We start from the raw sequence: 15,813 nt of genomic DNA, 5'->3' as shown, positions 1-15,813 counted from the left end.
CAATTCCATATCTATGAAAAAGGACTGCCCCGAAGGAATATTTTCATCCCTTTGAAGCAGTCCTTTTTATTATTTATTCCCTTTTGGAACGGTTACAGTTGCTGTAGCTTTTGTCTTGTTTCCTGCTTTATCTGTTACCGTATAGGTAATTGTATAGATACGTCCATCACCATATCCATTTCTTTCAGCACGAAGACTAAATTCTGTATCCTGTGTTCCATAAGCTGCACCTTCGATATCGCTAGGTAAACCATTGACTTCATTGATTGTAATAGATTCTAATACGACAGATTCTATTTCAGAAGTGACATCGCTGAAATCTAGTATTGCCTTAATATCCACCATCTTATGGTTTGGTACAGGAAGGATTGGCTTATCAACCGAAACCTTTAATGTTGGTGCTGTCTTATCGATTTTCACTTCGATAGACTTGATTTCTTCGATATTACCTTTTTGATCGATACTTTGATATTCAATCGTATAGACGCCATCTTCAGTCAATTGAATTGGTTCTTTATACGTTACCCAATCTTGACCGCCCATTCGGTATTGTGTTGATTTTACTCCAGTCATATCATCTGATGCTGTGAAAGTGATTGTTACATCGGAAGTATACCAACCGTTTTTACCTGTCGAGTCAGTTGGATTCGCAACTGCTGTTGTTACTGGAGCAGTCGTATCTTTTATTCCAATCAGTTCCTTTGTGTCTCTAACACGGATTCGTTCACCCTGTGCAAAGGCACCGGAAATACCAACCGCTTCTAAAATATCTCCAGGTTCTAATGCTGGTAGTGGGCCACTTTGGTTAACGATGTATCCGTCCGTAAATACTAACACATCACCAGATCCATCATTGATGATATAGGAGTTTTCATCAAACTTCGACACCACGGTTCCTTTTACCTTCACTAGAAGACCTTGGTTGGCTGTAGAAGTAGCTTCACCAGTCGGAACTAGCTTAGGTTGTAGCGGTTCACCTGAACCGATTTTAATGACATCTTTTGCGTAGCTTGTAAACTCTAACTCTATATTGTTATCAAATTTCTTAATATGGCCATACACGCGCACTTTATCACCAGGTTTTAGGGACGGATCTGTCACTTCTTGGAATGCCATAATACCGCCGGTTTCATCCTGCAGATTGAAGGCATCGAAGAAGACGCCAGCTCCAGTTGTGATGGTACCTTCTACTACTACATCTGTACCTTCTGGAAGTTTACGTGCATCGGCGATATCCGTCACCTTGGTTTCACGATGCGCTAACCAGTTTAACGCATTTAAGGAGAATTCATCATTTCCTTTTGGCTCGTATGACTCATCCATTTGTTTATCGTTAAAGATGTTCATACCGGATACAATGATACGTCCGTTGTCACCAATTTTTTCAGATGCGATCATCGGAATCGCTGAACCACCGGTTTCATCTGAAACTGTATCGTAAGTGTAGCCGCCTTTAACGCTTCCTTGGTAAGTCGTTTCGTTACCTTTTGCCAGGATTACCACGTTATCTTCTGAACCTGTTAGAGGTTGATCGTTCGCTCCAGATAAACTGGTTCCACTGTAGTAATCAATAAACGATACGCGATCCGTGATATAGTTTGAAACTAATCCAGGATGCAATCTTACTGCATATGGGCTAACTTTCGGATCTGACCAGAAATTACCTGTCTTACTATCATCAAATACTCCATCATTACCCATTCGGATAGCTGATCCAATATCTGCAAGAAGCGGGTTGTTAATGGTCGGATCATTATTGTAATTGCTCTTTCCAGCCATTAATAACGAACCGCCATTTTTTACAAATTTAGCAACGGCTGCTCGTTCTGAATCTGTCAGTGGTTTTGTTCCATCTGTGATCATAACGATTTTCACATTGCTTAATACTTCATCTGTAAATGCTGATTTATTTTCTGATACAGTGTAGCCTTCTTTTTGTAAAAGAAGAGTGAATGCTTTTAAGTTATCTTTATACGAACCACTGTCCCCACTTGTATTTTCGTTTCCATGGTAAGCGTCGATTAAGACTTTAATTCCGAGCGGCTCTTTAATTTTAACTGGTAAAGTAAATTTCACATCACCGATATCAAGACCGTCTAAAGAGGTGACAACGGCCATAATCGTATGGTCGCCATTTAGTGGGCTCTCCCATGTAGCCGTAGCGGTTGCCGAGCTCTTTGTTAAAATCGATGAAATGCTGTTTGTACCAATAAAGTGATCTTGGTTGATTTCATCATAATAGAAGTCAACTTTCAGGTTTTTAATGACTTGAGTACCATTGTTCGCAATCGTTGCCTTTAATGTAGCAGGGTTACCGCCAACGATCACACCACCATCTACTTCAATGCCACTTACTTTTACATCAACGGATTCCTCTTTTGACCAAATAGGGGAGGAGTAGATCTGCTCGCCATCCATTTGAGTTACTTTCACGACAAACCATTGCTGACCGCCAGTGACCGTAACAGAAGGAGACCATGTAAATTCTTTTTCCATTGGTTCCGTAGACTGAACCACTTTTCCACCATTGCTGATTAATTCAACCTTTGCAATTCTGTCATCAGACTTGTAGGTAGTTGGCAGATAGCTATAATCACTGTCATTATGTGTTTCTGCTACAAAGTCACTACCAGAGATGTCAAAGTTTAACGTTTTGCTGTCAACCGTTGAACCCATATAGTAACCATTTGCTTTCACATCTAATGTAAAGTTTGGATCCTCTTCCATATAGACACGCATATTACGCATTGAGTGAAGAAGGGATTCTTGTGTTAAATCATCCGCTACAATAACGGTACGAGCATTGACTTGACCCCATGTTCCTTCATGGTTGTCTTCACCATAAGTTGGAGCCACATGCCAGCCTAAGTCTAATGCAGCAAAATACTTACTTTGAGCATTTGCATAGCCATAATGACCAGAACCGTTACCTACTTCTAACATCGTAAATAATTGATCTACTTCTTTGTTGTATGGCTTAAAGTTGTTAAATGCATTATTAGACATATCAGGGTGGTTAAATTGACCAACGATATCATCGTATGTCATAACCCACGCATAATACTGATTTAAATCTTGGTATTGCTTTCCATTAATATTTCGGTCGATAAAATTATCTGTACCAAAGATATTAGAGTGACCCCATGTTGTCGAAGTCATTTCAAAAGCAGGGAAGACCACATAATCTTCATTGGTATATTGTTTTGCTAGATCTTTGGTTAATTGCCAATCCGATCCGCCTGTACGTTCCTGCATACCATCACGAACGACTGTATCTGTTCCCAATTTTTCTGGGTCGATATCATGTGAGTGATCAGAGAACGCAAACCAATCATAATGATGGGCTTTCCCAGCTTTTAAGGCATCTTCTGGTGTACCAGCTCCATCATGTGAAATATTCGTATGGTTATGTGTTGTACCACGGTAATGGTTTCCACCGTCAAAACGAGGAACCACTTCAAATGTCCATTCCTTTTCAGTCGTGTTACCATTTACGTCTTTTGCGGAAACCTTCACCGTATGAGTTCCAAGTACAAGGTCACTTGTTGGAATATATTTGACCTGTGTTTTGCTGATGGATGCAGCTGGTGCTGTTAGCTCTTGGCCATCCAGCCACATTTGAACCGACGTTTCGTTCACACCACTTGGATCTTCAATAAGAGCTGAAATCTCAGGTGTTGGGCTTTCTACTTTTGTTCCGTTTTGCGGTGTTTCACCTGAAATTTCAGGTCCAAAAGAGTCATTAATTAAAGTAACGGCGTAAGGAACCGTGCTTGTTCCTGCTGTTTGAGTTTGAGTGCCAGCTTTTGCTTCGATATAGTACTCGAAGCCGTTTTGTGGTACATTAGCTGCCTCTAGTGTCGCCGTGTAACGTCCTTGGCTGCCTTTTACCATTGGTATAGCCGTATAGTCAGTGGTACCAGTTGCTCTGTAGTATACCGTTACAGATTCTGCACCATCTGCCATCGCCTCAAATTCAACGTTAGCATCCTTATATACTTCCGTTAAAGCTGTATGCGTAATACCAAGGATTGGAGCGATATCTTTTACATCTCGCGGATAAATTTGATATCCAGATGTCAGTTGAGTTTTATTCGTTGTATATTGACCTAGAATTCCGGTAACGGTGTAGCTTTTTCCAATAACTAAGTCTGTATCAGGGTTAATGCCTGTTGCTCCCATTACCCTTAATGTTGTGGCTTTATTATTTTCATCAACGAATGTAACATTGTAGTTTGCACCAGTAGCGGTTGTTGCTGAAACTTTACCTGTTACAGTAACAAGACTGCCTTCAAGTGGTTCAGCTGTTGCGAAGGTAGTTGATTCAACAATTGTTAAATTTTTGGATGCAGGCAATGCACTACCTTCACCAATCTTTTCAATAGAAGTAGGTTCAAATTCCATTAAGCCATTGTAAATGAGAACCTTACCAGTAATTCTTAATTTATCGCCTTTCGTCACTTTAAAAGGTGTTTCATAATCGTAGCTGAAAATGTCAATTCCAGCTGTATCGTCTTGAAGGAAAAAGTATTGCTTTTGAGTTCCTAAAATTTGATTATCAACGGTTGCGACACCTTCGATGGTAAAATATTTGTTTAGATTTAAAGGTTGACCGTTTGAATCATAGGAGCGAACCTCGCTAATTTTTGTAACCTGAGAGGTATCCGCTTTTGTCACGGATACGGAAGCACTTTCCAACATCATCCCTTTAGGAGAGCTTGAAGTTTGTGTAACATAAACGGTGTCTGGTGCATTAGAGATGGTTGCAGAGAAATCTCCTGATGTACCGGCTTTTATTTCTTCGTTTGTTAAATTAGTTGCAGTTGTTTCATCACCGTAAACATGAATGATGGCATTTGCGTAAGCAGCCCCTGCACTTCCAATTAATGTACCAACACCATCCGCTACTACATAGCTTAATTTGGTTTGAGTAACTTCTGCACTTGGAACGGCTAGGTTTACTTGAATGGCAGCACTTTCATCTAAACCATCCTGTTTTGCAGCAACATAAACACTTGTAAATGTTTTATCAGTTGTAAAAGAAATGTCAAAGGATCCATCAGCTCCAGCAGTACCACTAGCAAGGGCAGTACCTTTAGAGGATGTCTCATAAATAGAAATAATAGAATTTGCTTCGGAAGCTTCGGTTTGACCTGTTACCTTAACGGAAGTTCCTTCTTGTGTAAATTGAATATTCATTCCTTTAGGTTGTAGACTTGTTACCGGAACCATAGGGGCTTCCGTTGGGCTTTCTGTGTTTCTTGGAACCGGAGCTGCAGCTACAAAATCTGCTTTATTATCATCCGTATCCCAAGCATTCCCTTTGCCAGGTGCCGGGTCAACGTTGGCATATGGTCGGCGTTGAACGCTTTTTGTATTGGAAGGCGCACTAGTTCCACCAGAGCCTTCATAGGCATTTGCACTACCAAAGCCTACGAAATCTACAGTACCATCCGGCTTTGCACCAGATGCAGCAGTCGTTTTGTCGTTGAATAATGCTATTTTTCCAGAAGAAGCAGACATGGAGATTGCCCCAGAAGCATCTGGAGTAGGTAGATCCACACCTGTTGCACCGCCGCCTTCTGAAATGAGGTAGTATCCGTGAGCTTTAATGGTGCCGGCTAAAGGTGTTACCGACCATGTACTTCCACCAGAGGAAGCATACTGAACGGACCAGCCATCTAGTGCAATATCCTGTTCAGTAGGATTATATAACTCAATAAAGTCCTTATTGTACGGAGCTCCTGAGTTACCTCCACCACCATATACTTGAGAAATAACGACATGATCAGCTTGTTCTGCATGAGCATTGCCAATGAAACTGCTTGGCAAGAAGGTGCTGATCAATAGAAGAGCTGCCATGAACGTGCTTGTCCATCGCTTAAACTTCTTATTTCTAGCTATCATTTCTTCTACCACCCCTTTAGGATTTTTAAAAATCTACTACTCTTTTATTCTATAGACCTGTAAGCAATAAGACATGTGCCAAATTATTCAAATTATTATATGATTAGTTCAATTGAAATATGATGTACTGTATAAAAAAGTAGATGAATTGTGCTATATTAAAGTAAATTACTTACAGGTAATGATGGAGTAATGGTGTAGTTATTATACTGATATAATAAAAACAGGAGGGGTATATTGGATATTAGTACTTGTAAAATAAGAAAAAAACCTTTTTCTTCAACATATCGTTTTCTTTTGGTTATGCTTCTTATTGTTGGAATTTCCTATCCTAGAGTAGCCCAAGCTCATGCTTATAGTGCAAGCTACACCCAAATAACAATGGATCATGAAAAGACAGAAATCGTGTTTTCAATCGATACATTATCCATCCTAGAACTACTTCCGAAAATAGATAAAAATGAAAATTGGGTACTTGAAGAATCAGAAATTAAAGCAGAGGAACACCATCTAGAAGAGTTGATTACGGAAGGGCTTACTCTTGATAAAGATAATCGAGAACAAACGCCTGAAATAGAAAAAATGGAAATCGTGAAGAAGGAAAATAAAATTTTTCTTTCTACTTATATGAAGTTTCCAGCTTTTTCTCCAGGTGACACGATTGTCTTTAACGATGGTTTTTATGCCAATGATATCGGAACGAATTATGTTGATCTGATTACTGCGTCTTTTTTTGGACAAACAAGCGAGGGAGTTTTACAAGGTAACGAGCGGACATGGACTGTTCTTTTAACGGAAGTGCAACAGGAACAGGGAGCAGAAAATCCTGAAAACGGACAAGCTTCTCAGCCTGAAACTAATCAAGTCCAGCCAGACCAGTCCCAATCAAAACAGGTTGCAGCACCATCTACTACTTCATCGTGGTATTCTTTTTTCAAACTTGGAATGTTTCATATCTTAACTGGTTACGATCATCTCTTATTTCTATTTGCTTTATTATTTAGAAAACAAACCTTTAAACAATATGCAGTCATCATCACAGCTTTTACCATTGCACACAGTATCACCCTTACTTTGGCTGTTTTAGGTTGGGTAACCTTGCCTTCTCGTTTTGTGGAAGCGGCCATCGCGTTCAGTATTTGTTATGTTGCTTTGGAGAATATTTTTAAAAAGGAAATCCGTTATCGCTGGGGGATAACCTTTTTATTTGGGTTAATCCACGGACTTGGCTTTGCGACGATTTTAAAAGAAATGGCTATTCCCAAAAGCCATCTTGCAGTAGCGCTTCTTAATTTCAATCTTGGAATTGAGTTTGTTCAACTAGTTATTGTTTTACTACTACTACCGATACTTTCTTATCTATTTAAACAAAAATCCTCTGGGAAAATCGTTCAATACGGATCTTTTGTGATTGCAGGATTAGGAGCTATTTGGTTGGTGCAACGTATTTTCTTTTGATTTGGATATTTTAGATTTTTTTCCGGACACCTGGAAATGAATAAAAAAGGAGAGCCAAACGTTTGGCGCTCCTTTTTAAAACGATATTTAGAAATGGCTAAAACCTTTTTCATTCAAATGCTTGAATAGCATGACTACCTCACCTCTAGAGATAGATGCCTCTGGCTTAAAAGATTCTAAAGTTTTTGGATAATTTCCGTCTTTATCCGGATAACCATGCGAGATGCCGTTATCATATAACCATTGAACGGCTTCTTCAACTGACATCTTTTTCTTTGTTTTAATCAAACAATTCACAAGTAGTTGTGCAGCTTCTCCTCTTGATAGGGAGGCATTTGCTTTTCCTGTGACAGCAAGGCCCCTTTCTTTTGCGAGTTGGTAGATCAATTTTGTGAATTCATCTTTTAACTCTTCGCCTAACGTATAACGGAAAAAGACTTTTAAGAATTGACTTTCGCTCATAGCAGCCTCTGGCTTTAATACTTTCTCTGTTGCAAACCCTTTAATGATTCCTTTTTCAAGAGCCCAAACAAATGCATCCGACCAAGCTTGATTTGGTTTGTAATCTTTATAAATAGTTGGGTCGACTAATGCACCAAATTTCACCCAGTTTGAAAGATCGGAAATGAATTCTTCAGAAACATTTCCTGGTGTCATATATTCGGACAAGCCATCTGGTTGACCTTGATAATCAACTAATAGATGGAACATATTTGGATACAGTTTATAATCGACATTTTTTCGATTCTGTAAGGCATCCTTCCAAAGTTCAAACTCCGTTACTGGTACTTGTACATCTTTACCACCTTGAATAAGGAGTAAAGGTATCTCTTGATTTTTTGCCAGTTCAGTAGGTTGATAGTCTCGTAAATCATACCACCAATAAGGATTACCTAGCAGGAAGTTTGGTGGAAGGTGATCTTTCGAATAGGTAGGATCATTAATTAACGCTACCTGTTGCCGGATAAGTTCCACATTGGCTTCAAGAGCTTGAATTTGCTCAGCAGGTGTTCCCATATCTTTCATTCTTTTTAAAATTTGTTCCATTTGCCATAAATACAATTCATGAAATTTGCTAGCATTTCCGGCAATGCCGACAGCCCCTTTGATATCATGGGTTTTGTCATCATTTAAGATAAGGGGGAGGGCATAGGCACCCTGACTATGACCGACAACATATATATTTTTTGTATCAATCTCGGACATGTTTTTCAATGCTGTTACCGCTAAATTAGCATCCATTACGGTCTCTTCTTGTATAGAAAAATTTGGAGTGGAACTAACCTTTAAGGGGTGAGTGTTGGTTCTTTTGTCATAACGAAGAACCGCAATCCCTTTATTGGCAAGACCTACTGCGATATCTCTAAACGGTTTAAAGGCATATGCCGTTTCATCCATATCATTTGGACCAGAGCCATGAACTAACACCACCACAGGGAAAGGTCCTTCTCCTTTAGGGACCGTTAAAACCCCTGGTAAAGCGAAAGTTCCTTCACCAATCACTACTTGTTTTTCAGTATAATTTTCAGTATGTTGATAGGAAGGATTTAAAAAGTGATTTGGCGGATAAACTTGATTGACATTCAAATCATCTAATTGCCCTACATGGTTAAATAATAAAACCACTTCCAATGGACCTTTTTCCGTTGTAAAAAGATAAGGTACCTTCGTATGTACTCCGTTAAAAGTGATATCCCCTTGCTTCATATCGATCACTTTCCCGTATGGGGCACTAATACTAGCCCAAATGACAGATAGCGACTCCTTTGTAACCAATGGCTGCAGATTGGTACTTAGCATGGCATAAGCCTGATCCCACTTATTTTCTTTCGTAAAAGAAATGAACTGATCCCCAAGCTTATGAAACTCTACTTCCTTTGTTAAATCCTCTGCATGAACAAGGTATGATGAAACTGGAAAGTTAGCACCAATAGTAGTGAAGCCGATGGACCCTGCTAATACCATTTTTCCAAGTGATTTAGAAAAAATATTCATTTATCTTTCCTCCTAAACTAAATAACTACTTATAATACGGATGAAATAAGGAAATGGTTCATTTTGGAAATATTTAATATAAACATTTTTAAACCTCACATTTTTTTATGAATTATTGTCAAAAAACGAAAAAAGAAGCCGAGGAAATCCCCGGCTCCAAAATCATCAATTGTTATAGTATTATTGCCTATTATTGAATTAAATCATGCGTGAAAGAATGAAAAAGTGAAACTAAAATTTAAATAGGAAAAAAGAGGGAAATCCATAATTATACAGAATAATATATATTTGCACTATATCTTTAGGAGGAAAGTATGAAAAAGTTATTAACGTATTTTACTAGTTTTATGCTGTTGTTTTCATTTGTTGCAACCTTTGAAAAATCAGTAACTGCAGCTGAGAACAAAGAGATTTGGGAAAAGGAATCTAATAACTCAACTGTAAATGCCACCGTAGTAGATTATGATTATCAGACAACGATAAGAGGTCAAATTTCAGATTTAAATGATTATGATTATTTTAAAGTGAAGGTAAAGCATGGAGTATTAAACATTAAAACGAAAGGTTGGGATAACGTTAAATACCCTATGGGTTTCAAAATGAATATTATAAAACAGGAGGATAACGCTTTTACTTTATACAGTAGTAAAGATGATTTTGGATCATCCATGGTAACTGGGGAGGAAGCTTATTCGATTTCACTTGAAAAGGGAGATTATTACTTAGAAGTACACCCAATGAGTTACCCAGGGGTGAATTATTCTATTTCGATAACAGATCATGAGGATTCGGAATTTGAATTAGAAAATAATAATAGTGAAGCAAAAGCAAATATTATTTCAAAAATTAACCAAAAAACATCTGGATATATTCATTATGGTGATGTGGATTATTTTACTTTCACTTCACCTAGTTCAGCTAAATCTAATATGATTGAACTTTCTTTTATGGAAAATTTACCTGATGGTACGAATTTAGAAATCTATGATAAAGAAGGTTATGAATATACCTATTCAAAATTTGAAGGAAAATCAAGTGATGGAGATCTTAATATCTATTCTATAGATCTTCCTGAAGACACAGATTTCTATATTAAGGTTAGTGGAACTCCCTATATAGGGCCAACTTATTTTTACCAATTTGGTCTGTTTGAAAAGAGCTTTCGTGACCTTGCTCCAAAGCATTGGGCTTATATGGATATCGAAAAGTTAAGTAGCCTTGGAGTCATTAAAGGTATGGCAAATGGAACATTTAAAGCAGAGATGAATGTGAAGCGTTCACAAGCGGCGGTGATGATTGCAAGACAGCTTAAGTTAAATCTCAATAATCGACCAAACCCAAATTTCAAGGATGTACCATCTACGTATTGGGCTTATAAAGAGATTGCTGCTTTAGTGGATGAAGGGATATTACCTAAACAAACAAGATTTAATCCAGATAGCCCATTAACTAGAGAGGGTATGGCACAAATATTAGTTCGTGCTTACCATTTAAAGGACTACACTGAAAAAATAGCTATACCCAAGGACTATACGGATGTTGCTAAAACTAATGCCTATTATCAAGACATTAAAATTATTTCAACTTTAGGTATTACCTCTGGGTACGCAGATGGAAGTTTTAAACCTAAAAAGGCAGTAACAAGAGCTCAATTTTCCGCCTTTATTTCACGTACACTTTTTTACGTAGATAGAGACTTTGTTATAAAGCAAGTATTAAAGCAATAATAAGGAATACTAAAATCCTGATAATATTAAATAATATCTATCTAAAATAAGAAAATGGATGGTGCAAAGGCACCATCCATTTGTAACTATTTAAATAAAGTAACTTTGTAGATTAGATTTTGTTTTGAGACCATCACAGTTCCATTAGGAAGAATCGTATATTCATAGAAATCAGAATCAAGTTGTTTGCTTAATTTCACTTTTCCACTTTTTTCATCTAACACTTTAATAAGCATATTTCCAGAGAATTTATCCACGATGAATAACCCTTTTTGGTGATAGTTAAAATCCCCCATCGCTTTAACTTTCCAATTTAATTTACCTTTTGAAATCGATAATATATTTCCGCCACTTGAAAGAAACACCGTACCAGTGGATGTGACATATTCAATGGAGGTATCTTCTGTCACTTTATATGACCAGAGTGTTTTTCCTTTTTTGTCTAAAGCTTTTAATGTGGAAGTTTCTACATCAATGAAATAATCACTCCATACTTTATTGGAGTAACTAAAAGTTTCTTTAGAGGATAGTACTTTTCCAGCCTTTGATATAGTATAGTTCCAAACTAATTCATCATTTGTACTAGGGAAAACAAGGTTTTGATTTTTATCAAATTGGATTGTACCAAAAATGCTATCACCATTGATGTTAACACTCCAAAGCTTCTTCCCTTTAGGTGAAACAGCATAGAAATTACTTTTACCAAATGGTCCTACACTATCAGTAGGATTACCTGATCCAAAATAAACATTTCCTACTTTATCAATAATAGGAGCTCCTGGACCATAAGGATTGTCTAATTTATATGCCCACGTTAAACCACCTTTTGAGTTCAACTTAGCTAAATAATATTGACTGTTTTTTTCAAAGCCAAAATAGAGATTTCCCTTTGAATCTATCGTTCCCCCTGTTTTATAGGACAAATATGATGTTTTTGGAAGTTTATAAGTCCATAATTTTTTGCCTGAAGAGGAAATAGCGTTAATTTTAGAAGAATCATATAAATATTGATAAACAACTCCATTTGGTGCTGAAGCTAGCTGGGAGCCACAGCGGTCACAATTGACTGGATCTTTAAAAAAAATAGGGAGTTTTGTTGCAGCCGCTTCAGCCGAGATAGAGAAAAACAAGAGAAAGACAAGAGAAAAAAAGAAAAATCTACTAAAACCCTTTTTTGACATCTTCATAAATTACTCCTTCATAAAAAATAGTAAGCACTTTCTTTCGTGCCTATAAAATTATACCATTTTTTACATACTTTTCCATTAAAATCTTTGAAGCGTGCGGTTCTTGTGCTTCATTCGTTGAAGCATGGGGACGGTTCTTATGCTTCATTGATAATAGTAAGTTGAAATTTTCAGGGAGGTGTAGCAATCCCTTATATAGTCATTGGCTCTATTAAAAAGTAATGTTGAGTTTCTATTACAATTAGCAATTAGATAGCTATTTCTTTTCTTGCCATTTAATTATTTCTCAAAAAGAGGACCTCTATTGGACAGTTTGGAGTGAAACCGAAGTCAGGGCCAAATGTATCAAAATACTCTAGGCGAAAAGAAGGGTTTCTTTCAGAAAAAGTACAAACACGGTCACAAAAATGGAGAACATCACGAATCCTGTCCACAGATGATTCTAAATAATGGAAGGAGGTGAAAACGTGCAATTTAGGCATTTTCTTCTATCAGGTCTAATGGTTGGGGCAGCCCTATTATTACCGAACAATGCCTTTGCTGAAAAGAATGATCATAGTGGACAGGAGAATTCTCAAAAAACTTCCGTATTAACTGAGGTATCAGAAAAAATGGAAGAGGTCCAAACTAAAGTTCAGACAAAAGCTGAAAATGCAAAATCTATGAAAAATACACCAGTTGAACCTGCCTCAAAGCCTAAAGCTGAGATAAAGGAGCAGCCGATAAAAGCTTCCTCTCACAAAGCGGCTGAAACTCTCGAAAATTTACCCGAGAAAGCGAAAGGGAACCTTCAATCTGTGATAAAAAAGACTGTAAAAGACATTAAGTCTCCTGGGCTTGAACAAGTTGAAGTGGTAAAGAAGCATGTTAAAGGGGTAATAAAGAATAAAAAAGCTTCCCAAAAGAAAGCTGGAAATTCTACCTTAGATTCTTTACACAACACGGATACAGTTGGAACTAATATTCAAACAGAGGATGTCGTTCAACAGACAAAATCTCAAGGCAAATCCCTTTTGGCATCTCAAAAAGAAAGCAAACCTAAGACTCTTGTATCAGAAGAGGATCATGAGAAAAAGGTTCCAACTAGTAAAAGAGAGGTACCAGAGGCCGATCAAGCACCAACTCCTACCCAACGTACGAACAGTACGGGGGGAACGTCGCATGATCGAGCAGGTCATGGATTGAGCACAGTTAGCTTTTTTGATAAATGGTTCGAATGGAATAAGTTTTATGAAATAGAGCTTATTCAGCCTTTTCTTTCTCGAAAGGCGTTCATGAATAATCAATGGGTTAATGCACCACCTGCACCGCCACCAAAAGAAGCTCCTTTTTATAAAAATGTAAACCGCTGCTAACGCCGCTGGAACATAACCTAAAAGGAGCGAATTAAATCATGAAACATTACTTAAACACAAATAAAGTTGCTAAATCCCTTGTTGTTGCTGGAGCATTATCAATCGGAGTATTAGTTGGAGGACATTTTACGCAAGCTGCTGGTCTTGATAAAGCTAATGTTGAACATAACAATCATGTGAAAACTGAAATTAGCGTAAAAGCAAATGTTAAGGCGAAGCCAATCGTAAAAAACCAAACTGAAGAAACGGTTCAAGCAAAAGATGAAGTGGAAGTAACGGTAGATCTTAAAGAAGAAAAAGTAAGCAAGTCACAGGCTTATTTACATGCCAGTGAAACAGCAAAAAAACATGCTGCACCTAATGCTGCTGTTCATGGAACAAAAGCAGAAGTGGTTACGGATAAAGTAGAAACTGAAGAACCAGTAGTTGTAGAGGAAGAAGCGACAACTCAACAACCTGCAACAGAAGAAGCTGCGGTTGAAGCAGAAGTGACTACTGAACAAGCAGCAGATGTAGAAGCAACTACCGAAACCGAAGAAACAGCGGAAGTTGCTGGTGATGTAGTGGCACAAACAGAAGAAGTAGAAGCAGCTGATGAAGTAGAAGCTGCAACAAATGTTGAAACAGATGCAACAGTAGAAGTAGAAGATAATCAAGCTACCAACGAAGATTCAGAATCTGATTCTGATTCAGAGAAGAAAGTAAACCTTGATACAAATGCCGTTGTAAAAACAAAAGATGATGAAGAAGCAGCTGTTTCTGAAGAAAAAGAGGACGATGCTGAGAAAATAAATCCATCTGCGGCTAACAAGGCGAAATCTCAAGCTAGTGTACATGCAAGTGCAAATGCAAAAGCACATGCTGCAGCAAACTCTGCCGTATTAGCAAGTGAAGTTGTAACGGAAGAGGCTCCTGAGGTAACACCAGAAGTTGAAACAGAAGTTGGGACAGACGTAGCTGTAGAACCAGTAACTGAACAAACTACTGATACAGTAACTGAAGTAACACCAGAAGTAGAGGCAGACGATGCGACTGAAGTAGTAACAGAAGGAACTACTGAAGTAGAAGTTGAGGCACCAACAGAAGAAGAAGCTGCAGTAGAAGCTACAGATGCAGCGGCTGAAGTAACAACACAAGCAGACAATACTGTTGAAGTATCTACAGATGAAGAAACTGCAACATCAGATGGAGTACCAGCACCAACAGAAGAAGAAGCAGCAACAACAGAAGAAGTAACAGCAACAACTGAAGTAGAAACAACAACTGAAGTAGAGACAGCTACAGAAGGTACTGTTGAAGCATCAGATGTAGTTGTTGAAGATGCAACTGAAGAAGTTGTAGCTTTAGACGAAGAAAGCACTGAAGAGGTAAATCCTTCTACAGCTAACAAAGTAAAAGCTCAGGCTAGTGTAAAAGCTAACGTACAAGCAACAACTCATGCAGCTGCAAACTCTGCAGTATTAGCTAAGGCTGAAGTAACAGAAGAAGTTACAGCAGAACCAACAACTGAAGAAAAAGCTGTTGATACTATTACTACACAAGAATAATTCAACCTTGTGTAAAGAGAAGAAACCGAGGAATAACGTCCTCGGTTTTTCTTTTTCAAAAATAACAAAAAAAGTCCTTCCTTAAAAGAAAGGAAGGAAATAAATTTTGGGCTTACCAACCCTATATTAATAAGAAAATAAAACGATACAAAATAATACTTCAAAATCCCTGCTAGTCCTTTTCGTACGATCATTCCTATAGGACTCATAAAAGGACCTTCCTTATATAAATGAAAGTAAGGAATAAAGTAGGCTTACCAGACCTACTATATGAATACGTCGCACCACTCCAATATTTGAGGATAAAAGAGTTTTGTAATATAAATGATATATTTGAAATATAAAAACTATCCCCATAAAACAGTTTGAAAGTTTTATTTTAGATAATAAAAAACCATTGTCATATTTTGTTAGACAACTATATAATGAAATAAACTTAATCTTCTTTTATTTACAACGATAACGGCAAACCCAATGAAAGTTGGGGACGCAAAGTCACAGATCTAAGGCTAAATGCTATGATGGCTGGATTACCGAACTGAAAGCAAGTTAGCATGGCCTATCTAACTCCTTTTTTCACGTTATGTTGAAAAGAGGAGTTTTTTATTTTTAAACACCCAAAGGAGGGAAGAGGTAA

Annotated in this window: 7 protein-coding genes and 1 riboswitch; of the genes, 4 read left to right on the top strand and 3 right to left on the bottom strand. The window is 37.6% G+C overall.

Features of this window, described 5'->3' with window-relative positions:
• Window positions 1-69: 69 nt before the first annotated feature.
• On the bottom strand, window positions 70-5,907 hold the full coding sequence (locus ACSBPO_RS20505; RefSeq protein ID WP_442596590.1) for an OmpL47-type beta-barrel domain-containing protein: 5,838 nt from the start codon (window positions 5,905-5,907) through the stop codon (window positions 70-72).
• Between the two features lie 237 nt (window positions 5,908-6,144).
• Here ACSBPO_RS20505 and ACSBPO_RS20500 point away from each other — a divergent pair, with 237 nt between their 5' ends.
• Window positions 6,145-7,365, top strand: a complete 1,221-nt coding sequence (locus tag ACSBPO_RS20500) for a HupE/UreJ family protein (RefSeq protein WP_442596588.1) — start codon at window positions 6,145-6,147, stop codon at window positions 7,363-7,365.
• Between the two features lie 87 nt (window positions 7,366-7,452).
• Here the strand turns inward: ACSBPO_RS20500 and ACSBPO_RS20495 are convergent, their stop codons facing one another.
• Window positions 7,453-9,360: an alpha/beta fold hydrolase gene (locus tag ACSBPO_RS20495; protein ID WP_442596586.1), complete on the bottom strand. Its 1,908-nt coding sequence runs from the start codon at window positions 9,358-9,360 to the stop codon at window positions 7,453-7,455.
• A gap of 314 nt (window positions 9,361-9,674) precedes the next feature.
• On the opposite strand from ACSBPO_RS20495, the gene ACSBPO_RS20490 reads away from it, so the two are divergent.
• Window positions 9,675-11,087: an S-layer homology domain-containing protein gene (locus ACSBPO_RS20490; protein ID WP_442596584.1), complete on the top strand. Its 1,413-nt coding sequence runs from the start codon at window positions 9,675-9,677 to the stop codon at window positions 11,085-11,087.
• An 86-nt stretch (window positions 11,088-11,173) separates the two neighbouring features.
• Here the strand turns inward: ACSBPO_RS20490 and ACSBPO_RS20485 are convergent, their stop codons facing one another.
• Window positions 11,174-12,274, bottom strand: a complete 1,101-nt coding sequence (locus ACSBPO_RS20485) for a hypothetical protein (RefSeq protein ID WP_442596583.1) — start codon at window positions 12,272-12,274, stop codon at window positions 11,174-11,176.
• Window positions 12,275-12,741: 467 nt separating this feature from the next.
• Here ACSBPO_RS20485 and ACSBPO_RS20480 point away from each other — a divergent pair, with 467 nt between their 5' ends.
• Together ACSBPO_RS20480 and ACSBPO_RS20475 are read left to right on the top strand one after the other, a co-directional pair.
• Window positions 12,742-13,629: a hypothetical protein gene (locus tag ACSBPO_RS20480; RefSeq protein WP_442596581.1), complete on the top strand. Its 888-nt coding sequence runs from the start codon at window positions 12,742-12,744 to the stop codon at window positions 13,627-13,629.
• Window positions 13,630-13,667: 38 nt separating this feature from the next.
• On the top strand, window positions 13,668-15,176 hold the full coding sequence (locus ACSBPO_RS20475) for a hypothetical protein (protein ID WP_442596579.1): 1,509 nt from the start codon (window positions 13,668-13,670) through the stop codon (window positions 15,174-15,176).
• Between the two features lie 454 nt (window positions 15,177-15,630).
• Window positions 15,631-15,714: riboswitch (cyclic di-GMP riboswitch) on the top strand.
• Window positions 15,715-15,813: the final 99 nt, after the last annotated feature.

This window comes from Neobacillus sp. D3-1R (assembly GCF_052180215.1).
GTDB lineage: Bacteria > Bacillota > Bacilli > Bacillales > Cytobacillaceae > Pseudoneobacillus.
Note: the sequence above shows the minus strand (reverse complement) of the source record. Positions and strands in the feature narration are given on the sequence as shown.